Annotated in this window: 25 protein-coding genes; 19 read left to right on the forward strand and 6 right to left on the reverse strand. The window is 60.6% G+C overall.

Annotated features, from left to right (window positions below; genetic code table 11):
- Nucleotides 1-213 precede the first annotated feature (213 nt).
- From gshB to HKK55_RS23650, 7 genes are all read left to right on the forward strand, one after another.
- The gene (gshB, locus tag HKK55_RS23620; protein WP_169356815.1) at nt 214-1,167 is read left to right on the forward strand and encodes a glutathione synthase; all 954 of its coding nucleotides are present in this window, start codon (nt 214-216) and stop codon (nt 1,165-1,167) included.
- A gap of 77 nt (nt 1,168-1,244) precedes the next feature.
- Nucleotides 1,245-2,144 (forward strand): energy transducer TonB, encoded by a 900-nt coding sequence (locus HKK55_RS23625; RefSeq protein ID WP_169356816.1) that lies wholly within the window; start codon nt 1,245-1,247, stop codon nt 2,142-2,144.
- A 67-nt stretch (nt 2,145-2,211) separates the two neighbouring features.
- The gene (locus HKK55_RS23630; protein WP_169356817.1) at nt 2,212-2,781 is read left to right on the forward strand and encodes a YqgE/AlgH family protein; all 570 of its coding nucleotides are present in this window, start codon (nt 2,212-2,214) and stop codon (nt 2,779-2,781) included.
- Entirely contained in the window at nt 2,781-3,218 is a 438-nt protein-coding gene (ruvX, locus tag HKK55_RS23635; protein ID WP_003195067.1) for a Holliday junction resolvase RuvX, read from the forward strand. Before HKK55_RS23630 ends, ruvX begins: the two co-directional genes overlap by 1 nt.
- Nucleotides 3,219-3,301: 83 nt before the next feature.
- Nucleotides 3,302-3,808: a bifunctional pyr operon transcriptional regulator/uracil phosphoribosyltransferase PyrR gene (pyrR, locus tag HKK55_RS23640; RefSeq protein ID WP_169356818.1), complete on the forward strand. Its 507-nt coding sequence runs from the start codon at nt 3,302-3,304 to the stop codon at nt 3,806-3,808.
- 24 nt (nt 3,809-3,832) lie between these two features.
- Nucleotides 3,833-4,837 (forward strand): aspartate carbamoyltransferase catalytic subunit, encoded by a 1,005-nt coding sequence (locus HKK55_RS23645; RefSeq protein ID WP_169356819.1) that lies wholly within the window; start codon nt 3,833-3,835, stop codon nt 4,835-4,837.
- A complete protein-coding gene (locus HKK55_RS23650) occupies nt 4,834-6,105 on the forward strand; it encodes a dihydroorotase (protein WP_169356820.1) in 1,272 nt (423 codons plus the stop codon). The genes HKK55_RS23645 and HKK55_RS23650 overlap by 4 nt, the downstream gene beginning before the upstream one ends.
- A gap of 152 nt (nt 6,106-6,257) precedes the next feature.
- On the opposite strand, the gene HKK55_RS23655 is transcribed toward HKK55_RS23650, so the two are convergent.
- A complete protein-coding gene (locus tag HKK55_RS23655) occupies nt 6,258-6,686 on the reverse strand; it encodes a TM2 domain-containing protein (RefSeq protein ID WP_155583725.1) in 429 nt (142 codons plus the stop codon).
- Nucleotides 6,687-6,936: 250 nt separating this feature from the next.
- Here HKK55_RS23655 and HKK55_RS23660 point away from each other — a divergent pair, with 250 nt between their 5' ends.
- On the forward strand, nt 6,937-7,572 hold the full coding sequence (locus HKK55_RS23660; protein WP_169356821.1) for a C40 family peptidase: 636 nt from the start codon (nt 6,937-6,939) through the stop codon (nt 7,570-7,572).
- 169 nt (nt 7,573-7,741) lie between these two features.
- Here the strand turns inward: HKK55_RS23660 and HKK55_RS23665 are convergent, their stop codons facing one another.
- Complete coding sequence (locus tag HKK55_RS23665; protein WP_169356822.1) at nt 7,742-8,776, reverse strand: type IV pilus twitching motility protein PilT; 1,035 nt, start codon at nt 8,774-8,776, stop codon at nt 7,742-7,744.
- Between the two features lie 57 nt (nt 8,777-8,833).
- On the opposite strand from HKK55_RS23665, the gene HKK55_RS23670 reads away from it, so the two are divergent.
- From HKK55_RS23670 to HKK55_RS23715, 10 genes are all read left to right on the forward strand, one after another.
- The gene (locus HKK55_RS23670) at nt 8,834-9,520 is read left to right on the forward strand and encodes a YggS family pyridoxal phosphate-dependent enzyme (RefSeq protein WP_169356823.1); all 687 of its coding nucleotides are present in this window, start codon (nt 8,834-8,836) and stop codon (nt 9,518-9,520) included.
- A gap of 33 nt (nt 9,521-9,553) precedes the next feature.
- Nucleotides 9,554-10,372 carry a pyrroline-5-carboxylate reductase gene (gene proC, locus HKK55_RS23675; protein WP_169356824.1) on the forward strand — a complete coding sequence of 273 codons (819 nt, stop codon included), beginning with the start codon at nt 9,554-9,556 and terminating at the stop codon, nt 10,370-10,372.
- A 9-nt stretch (nt 10,373-10,381) separates the two neighbouring features.
- Complete coding sequence (locus tag HKK55_RS23680; protein ID WP_169356825.1) at nt 10,382-10,972, forward strand: YggT family protein; 591 nt, start codon at nt 10,382-10,384, stop codon at nt 10,970-10,972.
- Entirely contained in the window at nt 10,972-11,265 is a 294-nt protein-coding gene (locus tag HKK55_RS23685) for a DUF167 domain-containing protein (protein ID WP_169356826.1), read from the forward strand. Before HKK55_RS23680 ends, HKK55_RS23685 begins: the two co-directional genes overlap by 1 nt.
- A 62-nt stretch (nt 11,266-11,327) precedes the next feature.
- Complete coding sequence (locus HKK55_RS23690; RefSeq protein ID WP_169356827.1) at nt 11,328-12,467, forward strand: homoserine O-acetyltransferase; 1,140 nt, start codon at nt 11,328-11,330, stop codon at nt 12,465-12,467.
- A 7-nt stretch (nt 12,468-12,474) separates the two neighbouring features.
- Nucleotides 12,475-13,095 carry a methionine biosynthesis protein MetW gene (metW, locus tag HKK55_RS23695; RefSeq protein ID WP_003213768.1) on the forward strand — a complete coding sequence of 207 codons (621 nt, stop codon included), beginning with the start codon at nt 12,475-12,477 and terminating at the stop codon, nt 13,093-13,095.
- 21 nt (nt 13,096-13,116) lie between these two features.
- Entirely contained in the window at nt 13,117-13,551 is a 435-nt protein-coding gene (locus tag HKK55_RS23700; protein WP_169356828.1) for a DUF4426 domain-containing protein, read from the forward strand.
- Nucleotides 13,548-14,144 carry an RdgB/HAM1 family non-canonical purine NTP pyrophosphatase gene (gene rdgB / locus HKK55_RS23705; protein WP_169356829.1) on the forward strand — a complete coding sequence of 199 codons (597 nt, stop codon included), beginning with the start codon at nt 13,548-13,550 and terminating at the stop codon, nt 14,142-14,144. The genes HKK55_RS23700 and rdgB overlap by 4 nt, the downstream gene beginning before the upstream one ends.
- Nucleotides 14,141-15,343: a radical SAM family heme chaperone HemW gene (gene hemW, locus HKK55_RS23710; protein WP_237151289.1), complete on the forward strand. Its 1,203-nt coding sequence runs from the start codon at nt 14,141-14,143 to the stop codon at nt 15,341-15,343. The genes rdgB and hemW overlap by 4 nt, the downstream gene beginning before the upstream one ends.
- Before the next feature lie 19 nt (nt 15,344-15,362).
- Complete coding sequence (locus tag HKK55_RS23715; protein ID WP_169356830.1) at nt 15,363-15,686, forward strand: DUF3392 domain-containing protein; 324 nt, start codon at nt 15,363-15,365, stop codon at nt 15,684-15,686.
- Between the two features lie 140 nt (nt 15,687-15,826).
- Here the strand turns inward: HKK55_RS23715 and trmB are convergent, their stop codons facing one another.
- The 4 genes from trmB to HKK55_RS23735 all read right to left on the reverse strand — a co-directional run bounded on the left by trmB (nt 15,827) and on the right by HKK55_RS23735 (nt 18,071).
- Complete coding sequence (gene trmB, locus HKK55_RS23720) at nt 15,827-16,552, reverse strand: tRNA (guanosine(46)-N7)-methyltransferase TrmB (RefSeq protein ID WP_169356831.1); 726 nt, start codon at nt 16,550-16,552, stop codon at nt 15,827-15,829.
- A 9-nt stretch (nt 16,553-16,561) separates the two neighbouring features.
- A complete protein-coding gene (locus tag HKK55_RS23725) occupies nt 16,562-17,356 on the reverse strand; it encodes a thiazole synthase (RefSeq protein WP_169356832.1) in 795 nt (264 codons plus the stop codon).
- Between the two features lie 65 nt (nt 17,357-17,421).
- Nucleotides 17,422-17,622 carry a sulfur carrier protein ThiS gene (gene thiS, locus HKK55_RS23730; protein ID WP_010167710.1) on the reverse strand — a complete coding sequence of 67 codons (201 nt, stop codon included), beginning with the start codon at nt 17,620-17,622 and terminating at the stop codon, nt 17,422-17,424.
- A gap of 71 nt (nt 17,623-17,693) precedes the next feature.
- Nucleotides 17,694-18,071 carry a DUF423 domain-containing protein gene (locus HKK55_RS23735; protein ID WP_169356833.1) on the reverse strand — a complete coding sequence of 126 codons (378 nt, stop codon included), beginning with the start codon at nt 18,069-18,071 and terminating at the stop codon, nt 17,694-17,696.
- A 74-nt stretch (nt 18,072-18,145) separates the two neighbouring features.
- On the opposite strand from HKK55_RS23735, the gene mtgA reads away from it, so the two are divergent.
- Nucleotides 18,146-18,868, forward strand: coding sequence for a monofunctional biosynthetic peptidoglycan transglycosylase (mtgA, locus tag HKK55_RS23740; protein ID WP_169356834.1), 723 nt, complete (start codon nt 18,146-18,148; stop codon nt 18,866-18,868).
- Nucleotides 18,869-18,921 lie beyond the last annotated feature (53 nt).

Here is an 18,921-nt window from a genome sequence, read left to right on the forward strand (position 1 = left end):
ATCGGTTTTCGGTGTGTACAGCCGGATGTTGCACAGGACGGGCGCCAAACCCTTGCGATTCAAGGGCTGATACGCCATGGCAGCCTTTTTAGCACAGACTGGGAAGGCAATCTATCGGCCGACCGGCAAGGTGGTTTTTCCTTGACCCACAACAGCCGCAGCGCCACTCTGACGCCACTTTTATGCGCCCTTATTTGCTAGAGGAAATCCCCCATGAGCGTTCGCGTCGGCATTGTCATGGACCCTATCGCCAGCATTTCCTATAAAAAGGATAGCTCGCTGGCCATGTTGCTGGCCGCCCAGGCCCGCGGCTGGACACTGTTCTATATGGAGCAGCGCGATCTTTACCAGGGCGACGGCGAGGCGCGGGCCCGGATGCGTCCCTTGCAGGTGTTTGCCAACCCTGAGAAGTGGTTCGAACTGCAAGACGAGGTCGACAGCCCGTTGAGCGACCTGGACGTGATCCTGATGCGCAAGGATCCGCCATTCGACATGGAGTTTGTCTACTCCACCTACCTGTTAGAGCAGGCCGAGCGCGCTGGCGTACTGATCGTCAACAAGCCCCAAAGCCTGCGTGACTGCAATGAAAAGCTGTTCGCCACCCTGTTCCCGCAATGCACGCCGCCGACCTTGGTCAGCCGCCGCAGCGACGTGCTGCGCGAGTTCGCCGCCAAGCACGGTGACGTGATCCTCAAGCCGCTGGACGGCATGGGCGGCACCTCGATCTTCCGTCACCGGGTCGGCGACCCGAACCTGTCGGTGATCCTGGAAACCCTGACCGCCCTCGGTACCCAGCAGATCATGGGCCAGGCCTACCTGCCGGCAATCAAGGACGGCGACAAGCGCATCCTGATGATCGACGGCGAACCCGTGCCTTACTGCCTGGCGCGCATCCCCGCTGCCGGCGAAACCCGTGGCAACCTGGCGGCCGGTGGGCGTGGCGAAGCACGTCCATTGACCGACAAGGACCGCTGGATCGCCGCACAGGTCGGCCCGACGCTGCGGGAAAAAGGTCTGCTGTTTGTAGGCCTAGACGTAATTGGTGAGCATCTCACGGAAATCAACGTCACCAGCCCCACCTGCATTCGCGAAATAGACAACGCGTTCGGCACCAATATCGGCGAAATGCTGATGGCGGCGATTGCCGCGAAGCTACAAGCCAAGTGACATAGAACAGCCAGACACAAACCAACATTGCGTTATCATGCCGCACCTGTGAAACGCGCGATGTTGGTTTTCTTGTCATGACGCTCCCGTCCGATCTGCCCCCAGAACTCTCCCATAGCGGCGTGCGCCCGGCTGATCGGCTCGGATTTACCCTGTTTCTGGCAGCGTTGATTCACCTGGCTTTGATCCTCGGCCTGGGCTTCACCTTTGCCGAACCCAAGCAGATCAGCAAAACCCTGGAAATCACCCTCGCCACCTTCAAGAGCGAAAAGAAGCCGGAAAAGGCTGACTTTCTCGCCCAGGACAATCAGCAAGGCAGCGGCACCCTGGACAAGAAAGCGGTACCCAAGACCACCGAAGTGGCCCCATTCCAGGACAACAAGGTCAACAAGGTCAAGCCGCCTCCGACGCCCAAGCCCGAGGTCAAGCAGGCGGCACCCAAGGCTGCCGTCGCCACTATCGCACCCAAGCCGCAAAAAGCCGTGACCCAGCGCGAAAAGGTCAAGACCGAACCCGCACCCAAAACGTCCGCCCCCGCGTTTGACAGCGAGCAGCTCTCCAGCGAAATCTCCAGCCTGGAAGCGGAACTTGCCAACGAACAACAGCTTTATGCCAAGCGTCCACGGATTTATCGCCTGAACGCAGCCTCCACCATGCGTGACAAGGGTGCCTGGTATAAGGACGAATGGCGCAAGAAGGTCGAGCGCATCGGCAACCTCAACTACCCGGACGAAGCCCGCCGCCAGCAGATCTACGGCAACTTGCGGCTGCTGGTATCGATCAACCGCGACGGTTCGTTGTATGAAGTGTTGGTGCTGGAATCTTCCGGGCAGCCATTGCTGGACCAGGCTGCACAGCGGATTGTGCGTCTGGCGGCACCGTTTGCGCCGTTTACCGGAGACCTGGCGGACATCGACCGCCTGGAAATCATCCGCACCTGGAAGTTCGCCAAGGGTGATCGGCTGTCCAGCAATTGATCGCAGTGGCGATTTCCTGCGCATCCCCAGCTTGTCAGTTCGCCCCTCCAACGCCACACTAGCGGACATGAAAAATGTCAGCCCGACCTACCTCAAGCACCAATTCCTGATCGCCATGCCCCATATGGCCGACCCGAACTTTGCGCAGACCTTGACCTACATCGTCGAGCACACGGCCAATGGTGCCATGGGCCTGGTGGTCAACCGTCCGCAGGACCTGAACCTGGCCGATATCCTTGAACAATTGCGCCCGGACATCGATCCGCCGGCCGACTGCCAGGACGTACCGATCTACATCGGCGGGCCGGTGCAGACTGACCGGGGTTTTGTCTTGCACCCTACAGGCCCCACGTTCCAGGCTACGGTGGACCTCGACGGGCTGTCCCTGTCCACCTCCCAGGACATCTTGTTTGCGATTGCCGATGGCATCGGGCCGCAGCAGAGCCTGATCACCCTCGGTTACGCGGGCTGGGAAGCCGGGCAACTGGAGGCCGAACTGGCCAGTAATGCCTGGCTGACCTGCCCGTTTGATGCTGACATCCTGTTCAACACCCCCAGTGAACTGCGCCTGGAAGCGGCTGCGGCCAAGCTGCGGGTCAATCTCAGCCTGTTGACCAGCCAGGCGGGGCACGCCTGATGGCCTTGCGTCTGATCCTCGGCTTTGACTACGGCACCAAACAGATTGGCGTCGCCGTCGGGCAGGTCATCACTGGCCAGGCCCGCGAGCTGTGTACCCTGAAAGCCCAGAACGGCGTGCCGGACTGGAACCAAGTGGAAGCCCTGATCAAGGAGTGGAAGCCCGACGCCGTCGTCGTCGGCCTGCCCCTGAACATGGACGGCACCCCAAGCGACATGTGCCTGCGGGCCGAAAAATTCGCCCGTCGCCTCAATGGCCGCTACAACCTGCCCTTCTATACCCACGACGAACGCCTGACCACCTTTGAGGCCAAGGGTGAGCGCCGCGACCGGGGCGGGCAGAAAGGCAGCTACCGCGACAACCCGGTGGACGCGATTGCCGCCGCCTTGCTGTTGCAGGGTTGGCTGGACGAAAACACCGCTTTATTTGAATCCTGACTGACGCGGCTTGCCGCGTCTTCTTACGTTTGAGCCCGGACCTTGCCGTCGCCCCCGCCGCGCAAGGCCTTGAAGGAGCCACCATGAGCCTGCCCAATCCCGCCGAACTGATCAGCCAGATGGCGTTACGCCTCAAGGCCCACCTGGAACACCGCGCCATCAGCGAACCACGCTTTATTGGCATTCGCACCGGCGGCGTCTGGGTGGCCCAGGCGTTGCTGGAAGAACTGGGCAGCCATTCGCCCCTGGGCACCCTCGACGTATCCTTCTACCGCGATGACTTCAGCCAGAACGGGCTGCACCCACAAGTCCGTCCGTCGGCCCTGCCTTTCGAGATCGAAGGCCAGCACCTGGTGCTGATCGATGACGTCCTGATGAGCGGTCGCACCATCCGCGCCGCCATGAATGAATTGTTCGATTACGGACGCCCGGCCAGCATCACGCTGGTCTGCCTGCTCGACCTGGACGCTGGCGAACTGCCCATCAGCCCGGACGTGGTTGGCGCCACACTGTCGCTTGCGGCCAGCCAACGGGTAAAATTGTCCGGTCCCACGCCGCTCGAACTCGAACTGCAAGACCTTGCCCTTTAAACCGCCTTGTAAAGAGTCCCCGCGATGACGCCTCTAGATGCCAAGCGCCCGCTGCAGCTCAATGCTCAGGGCCAGCTGCGCCACTTCTTGTCCCTCGACGGTTTGCCCCGCGAACTGCTCACCGAAATCCTCGACACCGCTGACTCGTTCCTTGAAGTCGGCGGCCGGGCGGTGAAAAAAGTCCCGCTGCTGCGCGGCAAAACCATCTGCAACGTGTTCTTCGAGAACTCCACCCGTACCCGCACCACCTTTGAACTGGCAGCCCAGCGGCTGTCGGCGGATGTGATCACCCTGAACGTCTCGACGTCGTCGGCGAGCAAGGGCGAAACCCTGCTCGACACCCTGCGCAATCTGGAAGCCATGGCCGCCGATATGTTCGTGGTGCGTCACGGCGACTCCGGTGCCGCGCACTTCATCGCCGAACACGTGTGCCCGCAGGTGGCGATCATCAACGGCGGCGACGGGCGTCACGCCCACCCGACCCAAGGCATGCTCGACATGCTGACCATCCGTCGGCACAAGGGCGGCTTTGAAAACCTCTCGGTGGCCATCGTCGGCGACATCCTGCACTCGCGGGTGGCACGCTCGAACATGCTGGCCCTGAAAACCCTCGGCTGCCCGGACATCCGGGTGATCGCGCCGAAAACCCTGCTGCCCATCGGCATCGAGCAATACGGGGTGAAGGTCTACACCGACATGGCCGAAGGCCTGAAAGACGTCGACGTGGTGATCATGCTGCGCCTGCAACGCGAGCGTATGTCCGGCGGTCTGCTGCCGAGCGAAGGCGAGTTCTACCGCCTGTTCGGCCTGACTACCGCGCGACTGGCCGGCGCCAAGCCGGATGCCATCGTGATGCACCCAGGCCCAATCAACCGGGGCGTGGAGATTGAGTCGGCGGTGGCCGACGGACCGCAATCGGTGATTCTCAACCAAGTCACCTACGGCATCGCCGTGCGCATGGCCGTGTTGTCCATGGCCATGAGCGGGCAAACCGCACAACGTCAATTCGAGCAGGAGAACGCCCAGTGAAGCTCAGCATTCTCGGCGCCCGAGTCATTGATCCCGCCAGTGGCCTGGATCAAGTCACCGACCTTCATCTGGAAGCCGGCAAGATCATTGCCATCGGCGCCGCCCCAAGTGGTTTCAGCGCCAGCGAAACCATCGACGCCAAAGGCCTGGTAGCCGCGCCGGGGCTGGTGGACCTGAATGTCGCCCTGCGCGAACCGGGTTACAGCCGCAAAGGCACGATCGCCAGCGAAACCCGTGCGGCGGCGGCCGGTGGCGTCACCAGCCTGTGCTGCCCACCGCAGACCAAACCGGTGCTGGACACTTCGGCCGTGACCGAGCTGATCCTCGACCGCGCCCGCGAAGCCGGCAATTGCAAAGTGTTCCCCATCGGCGCCCTGAGCAAAGGTCTGGACGGCGAACAGCTGGCCGAACTGATCGCCCTGCGCGATGCTGGCTGCGTGGCCTTTGGCAATGGTCTGGAGAGTTTTCGCAGCACACGCACCCTGTGTCGTGCCCTGGAATATGCAGCCACCTTCGACCTGACGGTGATTTTCCACTCCCAAGACCGCGACCTCGCCGAAGGCGGCCTGGCCCACGAAGGCGCCACCGCCAGCTTCCTCGGCCTGCCGGGCATCCCGGAAACCGCCGAGACCGTAGCCCTGGCCCGGGACCTGCTGCTGGTAGAACAAAGCGGCGTACGGGCGCATTTCAGCCAGTTGACCAGTGCCCGGGGCGTGGCCTTGATCGCCCAGGCTCAGGCACGCCGCTTGCCGGTCACGGCAGATGTGGCGCTGTATCAACTGATTCTGACGGATGAGGCGCTGATCGACTTCTCCAGCCTGTACCACGTGCAACCGCCGCTTCGCACCCGCGCAGACCGCGATGGCTTGCGCGCGGCCGTGAAGTCCGGAGTGGTTTCGGCGATTTCCAGCCACCACCAGCCTCACGAACGCGATGCCAAGCTGGCACCGTTTGGTGCGACAGAGCCTGGGATCAGCAGTGTCGAACTGTTGCTGCCACTGGCAATGACGTTGGTGGAAGATGGTTTGCTGGACCTGCCGACACTACTGGCGCGTCTGAGTGCTGGCCCAGCAGAGGCGCTGCGCCTGCCGGCGGGTAAGCTGGCGGTGGGTTCGGCGGCGGATATCGTGGTGTTTGATCCGGCCAGTTCCACCGTTGCCGGTGAGCATTGGCTGTCCAAAGGTGAGAATTGCCCGTTCATCGGCCACAGTTTGCCGGCGAATGTGCGGTATACCTTGGTGGATGGGCGGATCAGCTACCAGGCCTGATCACTCACACATCCAATGAGGGCACGGTCCAATGTGGGAGCTGGCTTGCCTGCGATGCGGGCGCCTCGGTACATCTGATGTACCGAGGTGATGCAATCGCGGGCAAGCCCGGCTCCCACATTAACCGCGCCCACATGGGGTCCGTGTGAGGCTTAACGCCCGTTATTACGCTCGGCATTGCCAATCGAAATCTGCGTATTCAGCGTCCAGAAGTCGTACAGCACCCCAATCAGGAACAAACCACCGGTCAGCAAATAGATGATCCCGGTGATCCATTTGCCCTGATACATACGGTGCAAACCGAACACACCCAGGAACGCCAACAGGATCCAGGCCACGTTGTACTCAATCGGCCCAGCGGTAAAACGCAGGTCCGCCTCCCGGTCCATGGCGGGGATCAGGAACAGGTCGATCAGCCAGCCAATCCCCAACAATCCGAAGGTGAAAAACCAGATCGTCCCGGTCACCGGTTTGCCGTAATAAAAACGATGAGCACCGGTAAAACCGAAAATCCAGAGCAGGTAACCGATCACCTTGCTGTGGGTGTCTTGCTGCGAAACATCCTGTCGATAGGTGTTCATGGAGTACCTCTTTTGCCTCGATAGATAAATATTTCTGGTTTCTTTGTGACTTTTTTACGGGCGCCCGACATGCGGTAAATGGTATGGTCGCTTCCCTCAAAGCCTTGTACCACCTGACTTGTGTAGGACAATTGCGGCATTTAGTCGCGCTTTTCCTGAATTTGACCGCAGGGTTCAGTCGACAAACGGCCTGAGAAAGACACAAAAAGCTGTTATAAAGTTGCGCGCAAACCTATAAGAGCCTTGCCTAATGCGACCATTTTTCAAGACATGGCTAACCATTTGCCTATTAATGCCACTGGCCGCCCACGCCACCAACCGTGAGCAACGACTTCCGAACGTTAATGGTTTCACCCCTAAAGTTCATGCAACCACCAGCTCCGCCAAATCGGTAAAACTCACCGTCAAGCGCCCGACTCAATTGAGCAAGGCACACGGTAAAGCAAATCCCGCCCTGATGGCGGTCAACACCAAACAAAGCAGCAACGTCCTCAGCCGCGCCGTTAACGTGCTCGGCACTCCTTATCGTTGGGGCGGCAGCAGCCCAAGTAAAGGGTTCGACTGCAGTGGCTTGGTGAAATATGCGTTTAACGACGTTAAAGCCGTGGATTTGCCGCGCACTTCCAATGCCATGGCCGCTGGCCATGGGCAGAAAGTTGAGCGCAAGGACCTGAAGCCGGGCGATCTGCTGTTCTTCAAATTGAAGAGCCGTCAGGTCAACCACGTTGCCATCTACCTGGGTAACGACCGCTTTATCCACGCACCGCGTCGTGGCAAGTCGGTCAGCATCGACACGCTGAAAAAGCCGTTCTGGGACAAGAACTACGTGATTGCCAAGCGTGTTCTGCCTAAAGAGCAAAGCAATCTGCGGGTTGTGCAGCGCTGATTCAACGCTGCAATGCAATCCAATGTGGTAGCGGGCTTGTGTGGGAGCCAGGCTTGCCCGCGATAGCATCACCTCGGTGCAACTGACAGACCGAGGCGCCTGCATCGGGGGCAAGCCCGACTCCCACACAAGCAAGTTCCAACATTAGGTTTTCATTGCCTGTTCCACCTTAAAACTCCCCAGGCATCCTCGCCTTCTCCCGCGCATCCTCCCGGCTGATCAGCCCCTGGCTGACCAACGCCTTTAAACTCATATCCAACGTCTTCATCCCCAGCGCCCCTCCGGTCTGAATCGCCGAGTACATCTGTGCCACCTTGTCCTCGCGGATCAAGTTACGGATCGCCGGCGTGCCGAGCATGATTTCATGAGCGGCCACCCGCCCACCGCCCACTTTCTTCACCAGCACCTGGGACACCACCGCCTGCAACGACTCTGAAAGCATCGAGCGGACCATGGCCTTCTCCCCCGCCGGAAATACATCCACTACGCGATCCACGGTTTTCGCCGCCGACGTGGTGTGCAGGGTGCCAAACACCAAGTGCCCGGTTTCCGCAGCCGTCAGCGCCAGGCGGATGGTTTCCAGGTCGCGCATCTCGCCCACCAGGATCACATCCGGGTCTTCCCGCAGCGCAGAGCGCAAGGCCGCCGAGAAACTGTGGGTGTCACGATGTACCTGCCGCTGGTTGATCAGCGCGTTTTTTGGCTCATGAACAAACTCGATCGGGTCTTCAAGGGTCAGGATGTGCTGGTGGTGATGACCGTTGAGGTAATCAATCATCGCCGCCAGGGTCGTGGACTTGCCGGACCCTGTGGGCCCGGTGATCAGCACCAGCCCCCGAGGCAAGTCCGCGATCCGGCGAAATACTTCCCCGAGCCCCAAGCTTTCCAGGCTCTGAACCCGCGACGGGATCGTCCGAAACACTGCGCCGATTCCCCGATGCTGCTGAAACACATTCACCCGAAATCGCGCCACACCTGGCAGCTCGAAGGCAAAATCCGTTTCAAGAGATATTTCGAAATCCTTTTGCTGCTGTTCGGTGAGTATCGACTCAAGCAACTGCGCAACTTGCGTAGGACCCAGCGTCGGTTGATCAAGCGCACGAACCTCACCATCAATGCGCACCATCGGCGCCAATCCTGCCGACACATGCAGGTCGGACGCGCCCAGGCTGACGCTTGCGGCCAGCAATTCAGTGATATCCATAGGGCTTTCCATTTCCAGTAGAATGCCGCGGACTCCATTCCCGCGGGCGCACTTCGAATGTCGACGATAGCAGACAACATCGGCCTGGTTAGTGACCGGATCCGTGCGGCGGCCCAGGCCGTGCAGCGCGACGAAAACAGCATCCACTTGCTGGCCGTCAGCAAGACCAAACCCGCGCAAGCCGTGCGCGAAGCCTATGCCGCCGGGATGCGCGACTTTGGCGAGAACTACCTGCAGGAAGCCTTGGGCAAACAGCTGGAATTAACCGACCTGCCCTTGAGTTGGCACTTCATCGGCCCCATTCAATCGAACAAGACTCGCGCTATCGCTGAAAATTTCGCTTGGGTGCATTCCGTGGACCGCCTGAAAATCGCACAACGCCTGTCCGAACAACGCCCGGCTGACCTGCCACCACTGAACATCTGCATTCAGGTCAATGTCAGTGGCGAAGCCAGCAAGTCCGGCTGTACGCCCGCCGATTTGCCAGCCTTGGCCGAAGCCATCAGTGCCCTGCCTCGCGTGAAGCTGCGCGGCTTGATGGCAATTCCCGAGCCGACTGACGATCGTGCGGCTCAAGACGCTGCGTTCGCGACCGTACGCGACCTGCAATCGAGCCTGAACCTTGCGCTCGACACACTTTCCATGGGCATGAGCCACGACCTTGAGTCAGCCATCGCCCAAGGGGCCACCTGGGTGCGGATCGGTACCGCCCTGTTTGGTGCCCGCGACTACGGTCAGCCGTGAAATGGCTGACTTCCATCTGAGTAAGGACCTGTCATGAGCAACACGCGTATAGCCTTTATCGGCGCCGGCAACATGGCGGCCAGCCTGATCGGCGGCCTGCGGGCCAAAGGCCTGGAAGCGGACCGGATCCGCGCCAGCGACCCGGGTGAAGACTCCCGCACCCGCGTCAGCCGTGAACACGGCATCGAAGTCTTCGCCGACAACGCCGAGGCCATTCAAGGCGCTGACGTGATTGTACTGGCGGTCAAACCACAGACCATGAAAGCCGTGTGCGAAGCCCTTCGGCCAAGCCTCAAGCCTCATCAACTGGTGGTGTCCATCGCCGCCGGCATCACCTGCGCCAGCATGAAAAACTGGCTCGGTGCCCAGCCGATTGTGCGCTGCATGCCTAATACCCCGGCGCTGCTGCGCCAGGGCGTGAGCGGCTTGTACGCCACTGCCGAAGTCACCGCTGAGCAGCGGGATCAGGCGCAGGAACTGTTGTCGGCAGTCGGCATTGCCCTTTGGCTGGAAGAAGAGCAACAACTGGATGCGGTCACCGCCGTCTCCGGCAGCGGCCCGGCGTATTTCTTCCTGCTGATCGAGGCCATGACCGCTGCGGGCGTGAAACTGGGCCTGCCACGGGAAACCGCTGAGCAACTGACCGTGCAAACCGCCCTCGGCGCCGCGCACATGGCAGCAGGCAGTGATGTTGACGCCGCCGAGTTGCGCCGTCGCGTCACCTCGCCAGGCGGCACCACACAAGCCGCTATTGAATCGTTCCAGGCCGGGGGCTTTGAAGCCCTGGTGGAAAAAGCATTGGGCGCCGCCGCGCACCGCTCGGCCGAAATGGCCGAACAACTGGGTCAATAAGGAGCCAACATGATTGGTTTGAACACCGCAGCCGTCTACGTGCTGCAAACCCTCGGCAGTCTGTACCTGCTGATCGTGCTGTTGCGTTTTGTCCTGCAATTGGTACGTGCAAACTTTTACAACCCGCTCTGCCAGTTCGCCGTAAAGGCCACTCAGCCGCTGCTCAGGCCGTTGCGCCGGGTAATCCCGAGCCTGTTCGGCCTGGACATGTCGTCGCTGGTCCTGGCGATCCTGGTGCAGTTGGCGTTGATGGCCCTGACCCTACTGCTGACCTACGGCACCATCGGCAATTTCCTGCAATTGCTGATCTGGGCCATCATCGGCGTGACCGCGCTGTTCCTGAAGATCTTCTTCTTTGCCCTGATCATCAGCGTGATCCTGTCCTGGGTCGCCCCGGGCAGCCATAACCCGGGCGCTGAACTGGTCAACCAGATCTGCGAACCGGCCCTGGCGCCGTTCCGCAAGATCCTGCCGAACCTGGGCGGCCTGGATATTTCGCCGATCCTCGCGTTCATGGTGCTCAAGCTCCTGGATATGCTGGTGATCAACAACCTGGCCGCCATGACGATGATGCCGGACATCCTGCGCCTGCTGATCTGATGAGCTACTTCCGCTGGGACGGTGACGATCTGATTCTGGATTGTCACCTGCAACCCAAGGCCAGCAGCGATGAGTTCGCTGGCCTGCACGGCGACCGCCTGAAGATCCGCCTCACCGCTCCACCCGTGGAGGGGAAGGCCAATGCGCATTTGATGGCGTTTTTGGGTAAGGCGTTTGGCATTCCCAAAAGCCGGGTCAGCCTGATCAGTGGCGAGTTGAATCGGCAGAAACGGGTGCGGTTGATAGCGCCTGAAAAGCTTCCGGATTTACCGGGTTTGGTGCGGCCAGCCTGACCGCTTGCCGCTAGGGTCCCCGCTCTTTAGACTTACGCCTCATTTAAACGAGAGCAGGGTCGATGCCAACTGCCTTTCCCCCCGATTCTGTTGGACTGGTCGTGCCCCAAGTGGCGCACTTCAGCGAACCCCTGGCCCTGGCCTGCGGCCGTTCGCTGCCAGCCTACGACCTGATCTACGAAACCTATGGCCAACTGAACGCCACGGGCAGCAATGCCGTGCTGATCTGCCATGCCCTGTCCGGCCATCATCACGCCGCTGGCTTCCACAACGTCGACGAGCGCAAGCCCGGCTGGTGGGACAGTTGCATCGGTCCTGGCAAGCCCATCGATACCCACAAGTTCTTCGTGGTCAGCCTGAACAACCTCGGCGGCTGCAACGGTTCAACTGGGCCGAGCAGTATCAACCCGGAAACCGGCAAGCCATTTGGCGCCGACTTCCCGGTATTGACGGTCGAAGACTGGGTTCACAGCCAGGCGCGTCTCGCCGATGTGCTGGGCATCGCTCAGTGGGCGGCGGTGATTGGCGGCAGTCTCGGCGGCATGCAGGCCCTGCAATGGACCATCACCTACCCGGACCGCGTACGTCATTGCCTGGCCATCGCCTCGGCCCCCAAGTTGTCGGCGCAGAACATCGCCTTCAACGAAGTGGCGCGCCAGGCGATCCTGACCGACCCGGAGTTCCACGGCGGCTCCTTCCAGGAAGCGGGTGTGATCCCCAAGCGCGGGCTGATGCTGGCGCGGATGGTCGGGCACATTACCTACCTGTCGGATGACTCCATGGGCGAGAAATTCGGCCGTGGCCTGAAGAGCGAGAAGCTCAACTACGACTTCCACAGCGTCGAATTCCAAGTTGAGAGTTACCTGCGTTATCAGGGTGAAGAGTTTTCCGGGCGTTTCGACGCCAACACCTACCTGCTGATGACCAAGGCCCTGGACTATTTCGACCCGGCCGCCAACTTCGACGACGACCTGGCGAAAACCTTCGCCAATGCCACGGCCAGGTTCTGCGTGATGTCGTTCACCACCGACTGGCGCTTCTCCCCGGCCCGTTCGCGAGAGCTGGTAGACGCGCTGATGGCCGCCAGGAAAGATGTCTGCTACCTGGAAATCGACGCACCGCAAGGCCACGACGCCTTCCTGATCCCGATCCCGCGCTACCTGCAAGCGTTCACCCACTACATGAACCGCATAGAACTGTGAGAACGCCATGAGAGCCGACCTGGAAATCATCCAAGACTGGATCCCCGCCGGCAGCCGCGTGCTCGACCTCGGTTGCGGCGATGGCGAACTGCTGAGCTGGCTGCGGGACAACAAGCAAGTCACCGGCTATGGCCTGGAAAACGACCCGGACAACATCGCCCAGTGCGTGGCCAAGGGCATCAACGTGATCGAACAGGACCTGGACAAAGGCCTGGGTAACTTCGCCAGCAACAGTTTCGACATCGTGGTCATGACGCAGGCGCTGCAAGCCGTGCATTACCCCGACCGGATCCTCGACGAAATGTTGCGGGTGGGCCGTCAGTGCATCATCACCTTCCCCAACTTCGGTCACTGGCGCTGCCGCTGGTACCTGGCCACCAAAGGCCGTATGCCTGTGTCGGACTTCTTGCCGTACACCTGGTACAACACGCCGAACATCCACTTCTGCACCTTCGAGGACTTCGAAGCGCTGTGCGGTGAACGCGAAGCCAAGGTGATCAACCGCCTTGCGGTCGATCAACAGCACCGCCATGGGTGGGCGAGTAAGCTATGGCCTAATCTGTTAGGTGAGATCGGGATTTATCGGGTCAGCAGCCCGGGCCTGACCGACCATCAGATAGCCGTCTAACCACTTTCAAGGAGGACGATCATGAGTCGCCTGGCTGTTTTTCTACTCACCGCGTGCCTGGGCGTCAGCGCCATGGCCGCCGACGTTATCGACCCCAATCGCCAGAAAGATTTTGGCGACATCACCGTGCACTACAACACCTTCACCTCCAGCTTCCTGCAACCCGATATTGCCCAAGCCGTTGAGGTGGTGCGCAGCAAGAACAAGGGCATGATCAATATTTCCGTGATCAAGGGCACCGAGCCGGTAATGGCGCAGGTCACCGGCACCATCAAAGACCTGAGCGGCAAGACCGAGATGCTGACGTTCAAGCAGATCACCGAAAAAGGCGCGATTTATTACCTCGCCCAGTACTCGGTGCCACAACAGGAAGTCAGAATTTTCACGATCAACGTTGAAACCGGCGGCAAAGCCCACGGTTTCAGTTTCAACCAAGAACTGTTTCCGGCCGAATGATGAACCTCACACAACTCGTACTGGCCAGCCATAACGCCGGCAAACTCAAAGAACTCCAAGCCATGCTCGGCAACTCGGTGCAACTGCGCTCGATTGGCGAGTTCAGCAGCGTGGAGCCTGAAGAAACCGGCCTGTCGTTCGTCGAAAACGCCATCCTCAAGGCCCGCAACGCTTCGCGCATTTCTGGCCTGCCGGCATTGGCTGATGACTCGGGCCTGGCGGTGGACTTCCTCGGCGGCGCGCCAGGTATCTACTCGGCGCGCTATGCCGACGGCCAGGGCGATGCGGCGAACAACGCCAAACTGCTGGACGCACTCAAGGGGGTACCGGACGCCGAACGTGGTGCGCAGTTCGTTTGCGTGCTGGCCCTGGTGCGCCATGCCGATGACCCATTGCCTATCCTATGCGAAGGCCTGTGGCACGGGCGCATCCTGCATGCGGCCAGCGGCGAGCACGGTTTTGGTTATGACCCGCTGTTTTGGGTGCCGGAGCGCAGTGTCTCCAGCGCAGAGCTGAGCCCGACCGACAAGAACCAGATCAGCCACCGCGCCCGCGCAATGGTCTTATTGCGCCAGCGTCTGGGACTGAAATGACACAGAACACCTCTGCGCAGCCACTGATCCTCGGTGGCGCGCAAACACCTCGGGCGGCCCTGCCTCACTTGCCGCCCCTGGCGTTGTACATCCACATCCCGTGGTGCGTGCGCAAATGCCCTTATTGCGACTTCAACTCCCACACCGCCAGCAAAGTGCTGCCAGAAGAAGAGTATGTCGACGCGTTGCTGGCCGATCTCGATCAGGACCTGCAGGCAGTTTATGGCCGTGAACTGAGTTCGATCTTCTTCGGTGGCGGCACGCCGAGCCTGTTCAGTGCTGCTGCGTTGGGACGCCTACTCAAGGGTGTGGAACAACGCATACCGTTTGCCGGCGACATCGAGATCACCCTGGAAGCCAACCCAGGGACGTTCGAACAAGAGAAGTTTGTGGCCTACCGCAAGCTGGGGATCAATCGGCTGTCCATTGGCATCCAGAGCTTCCAGCAGGAAAAACTCGAGGCTTTGGGTCGGATCCACAATGGCGACGAGGCCGTACGTGCCGCTGGCATGGCGCGCCAGGCCGGGTTCGACAACTTCAACCTGGACCTGATGCACGGTTTGCCCGATCAATCCCTGGACGACGCTCTGGCTGATCTTCGCCAGGCTATTGCCCTCAAGCCAACGCACCTGTCCTGGTATCAGCTGACCCTGGAACCCAACACGGTGTTCTGGAACCAGCCGCCGATCCTGCCGGAAGACGATACCCTGTGGGATATCCAGGAAGCCGGCCAAGCGCTGCTCGCCGAACACGGTTACGCCCAGTACGAAGTCTCGGCCTACGCCCAACCGGGCCGGCCGGCGCGGCATAACCTCAACTACTGGAGCTTCGGTGACTTTATCGGCATTGGCGCCGGAGCCCACGGCAAGCTCAGCCACCCGGACGGGCGCATCGTGCGCACTTGGAAGACTCGGGCGCCAAAGGACTACCTCAACCCGGCAAAAAGCTTCCAGGCCGGAACGAAAGAACTCACCAATGAAGAGCTGCCCTTCGAGTTCCTGATGAACGCCCTGCGCCTCACCGACGGCGTCGAAGCCAGGCTGTACGCCGAACGCACCGGCCTCGACCTGGCCAGCCTCGACGAAGCCCGCACGGATGCAGAACAAAGTGGCTTAATGCAGGTCGAACCGTCACGCCTCGCGGCCACTGACCGCGGGCAACTCTTTCTCAATGACCTGCTGCAAAAGTTTTTGAGCTGATTGCTCTTAAGGAAATCGAATGGATCTGATACTCGACCTGCTCGCGACGGTATCCCGCTGGAGCCGCAGCAACCTGTCGGAAATCTCCCTGGCCCTTGTCGGCTGCCTGCTGGTGCTGTTCGGCGCCGATATCAAAGGTTGGGTCGAAGCGCGCCTGGGCAGCATCGCCGGCGCCTTGCGCGTGCCGTTGATGGCGCTGCTGTGCATGATCGGCAGCGGCGCCGCGCTGATCTACGCCACACCGTGGATTGTTCGAGGGTTGGGCCAGTTCAACAACTACAGCCTGGCGCCGGTGTTGTTGGTGGTGCTGGTGTTGATTGGCGTAGTGGCAGACCGCCGCTGACCTGAAACGCAACACAAAACAAAGGTGGGAGCGGGCTTGCCTGCGATGCAGACACCTCGGTGTATCAGTGATACTGAGGCGATGCTATCGCAGGCAAGCCAGCTCCCACATTTTTTACTGCATTCCAAGCTGAGGACTTATCAGTCCAGCTTCTCGAACTTCAAATCCCAAACCCCATGCCCCAGTCGCTCGCCGCGACGTTCGAACTTGGTGATCGGCCGCTCGGCCGGGCGCGGGACGCATTTGCCGTCTTCTGCCAGGTTGCGGTAGCCAGGGGCAACATCCATCACTTCCAGCATGTATTCAGCGTACGGTTCCCAGTCGGTGGCCATGTGCAGAATGCCGCCGACCTTGAGCTTGCTACGCACCAGTTCCGCGAAGGAAGCCTGGACGATGCGGCGCTTGTGGTGACGGCTCTTGTGCCATGGATCCGGGAAAAACAGCATCAGGCGGTCGAGGCTGTTGTCGGCGATGCAGCGGTTGAGTACTTCAATCGCGTCGCAATCATAGACCCGCAGGTTAGTCAGGCCCTGAGTGAGCACGCCATTGAGCAGCGCGCCGACACCCGGACGGTGCACTTCAACACCTATAAAGTCCTGCTCCGGCGAGGCCGCAGCCATTTCCAGCAGGGAGTGGCCCATGCCGAAACCGATTTCCAGGGAGCGTGGGGCCGAACGGCCGAACACCTGGTCATAATCCACTGGCGCGTCCGCCAATGGCAGGACGAACAACGGCGTGCCCTGCTCCAGGCCCTTTTGCTGGCCTTCGGTCATGCGACCGGCGCGCATCACAAAACTCTTGATGCGGCGGTGCTTGGACTCGTCGCCTTCTTCCACAGTGTTCGGCGTTTCGTTTGATTCAGTCATCAATGGCTCTTACTTGATCAGACCATCCAGCGGCGAGGAGGCGCTGGCGTAAAGTTTTTTCGGCATACGCCCAGCGAGGTACGCCAGGCGGCCCGCGACGATCGCGTGTTTCATGGCTTCAGCCATCATGATCGGTTGCTGCGCATGGGCGATGGCCGAGTTCATCAGCACCGCATCACAACCCAGCTCCATGGCAATGGTGGCATCGGACGCAGTGCCGACACCCGCATCCACCAGTACCGGGATCTTGGCTTCTTCGAGGATGATCTGCAGGTTGTACGGGTTGCAGATGCCCAGGCCGGAACCGATCAGACCGGCCAGCGGCATCACGGCGATACAGCCGATTTCAGCCAGTTGGCGCGCGATGATCGGGTCATCACTGGTGTAGACCATCACGTCGAAGCCTTCCTTGACCAGGGTTTCGGCGGCCTTGAGGGTTTCGATCACGTTGGGGAACAGGGTTTTCTGGTCGGCCAGCACTTCCAGCTTCACCAGGTTGTGGCCCTCGAGCAGCTCACGGGCCAGGCGGCAAGTGCGCACGGCTTCGATGGCGTCGTAGCAACCGGCCGTGTTCGGCAAGAAGGTGTAGCGCTCCGGAGACAGCACTTCGAGCAGGTTCGGCTCGCCTTCGATCTGGCCGAGGTTGGTGCGGCGCACGGCGAAGGTGACGATCTCGGCACCTGAGGCTTCGATGGCCTGACGGGTTTCTTCCATGTCACGGTACTTGCCGGTACCCACCAGCAAACGCGACTGGTAAGTACGACCGGCCAGAACGAAGGGCTTGTCGCTACGAACGATGCTCATGGGAAATCCTCGAAATGGGGTGAGGTTCTGCAGAATGCGGGTGGGCGCGCTTGAGCGCCGGACGGCTAGCCGCCGCCGATGGCGTGGACCACTTCGACCTGATCACCCTCGGTAAGCGCGGTCTCGGCGTGCTGGCTACGCGGGACGATATCCTGGTTGAGCTCCACTGCGACGCGACGTCCGGTCAAGTCCAGACGGGTCAGCAGGGCCGCAACGGTTTCACCGTCGGGCAGTTCAAAGGATTCGCCGTTCAACTGAATGCGCATGCCACGGGCCGCCATCGTTTTTAGGGGCCAGCATTCTAGCCCGATCGACGTTGTTGACCCAAGCCCCTTGGTCAGGCGACCTGCAAGCGCCAGGCGGTGAGGCCAAGGCAGAACCAGCCGACCAGAAACGCCAGGCCGCCAAACGGGGTAATGATGCCCAGCTTGCCGATACCGGTGGTGGTCAGCAGGTACAGACTGCCGGAGAACAGCAAGATGCCCACGGCAAACGATACACCTGCCCAGGTAACCAACCGGCCGGGAATGTGCGCTGCCAGCAACGCCACGCCAAACAGGGCTAGGGCGTGTACCAGTTGGTAAGTCACACCGGTGTGGAAAATCGCCAGGTAGTCGGCGCTCAAGCGACTTTTCAAGCCGTGGGCAGCAAACGCACCGAGCGCGACACCCGTAAAACCGAAAAAGGCAGCCAGCATCAGAAAGCCACGCAGCATGAGGAACTCCAGTCAGACTCATTAGACAGTGTCTGTATAATGGCCCGCTCAAACGCTCCGGCCAAGCCATCTCTATGCTGCGTCTCCTCTTCAGTCGTTTTCTCAAAGCCGTGAAATGGTTCGCCATCGCCAGCGTTTTGCTGGTGCTGCTGTTTCGTGTGGTGCCACCGCCGGGGACAGCGCTGATGGTCGAGCGCAAGGTTGAATCCTGGATCGACGGCGAGCCCATTGACCTGCAGCACACCTGGAAACCGTGGGATGAAATCTCCGACGACCTGAAAGTGGCGGTCATGGCCGGTGAAGACCAACGCTTTCCCGAGCATTGGGGCTTTGATTTCGGCGCGATCCAGGCGGCGTTGCTGCATAACGAACGCGGCGGATCGATTCGCGGTGCCAGCACCCTGAGCCAGCAGGTGTCGAAGAACCTGTTTCTGTGGGCTGGTCGCAGTTGGTTGCGCAAGGGACTGGAGGCCTGGTTTACCGGGCTGATCGAGGTGCTTTGGCCCAAGCAACGGATTCTCGAGGTGTATCTCAACAGCGTGGAGTGGGATGAAGGCGTGTTTGGTGCAGAAGCGGCGGCGCGGCATCACTTTGGAGTGAGCGCGAAGGCCCTGACCCGTCAGCAGGCCAGCTATCTGGCGGCGGTATTGCCTAACCCACGGGTGTGGAGTGCCAGCCATCCGACGTCTTATGTGTCGCAGCGCGCTGGTTGGATTCGGCGACAGATGAGCCAGTTGGGCGGAGATAGCTACCTGATCGGGCTCAATGATTCGCGCAAGGCGCCTTGGGCGGATTGACCTGTACTGGATATCCAACTGCAGAACCCGAATTAATTGTGGGAGCGGGCTTG

The organism is Pseudomonas sp. ADAK18 (assembly GCF_012935695.1).
In the GTDB taxonomy this organism is placed as follows: domain Bacteria; phylum Pseudomonadota; class Gammaproteobacteria; order Pseudomonadales; family Pseudomonadaceae; genus Aquipseudomonas.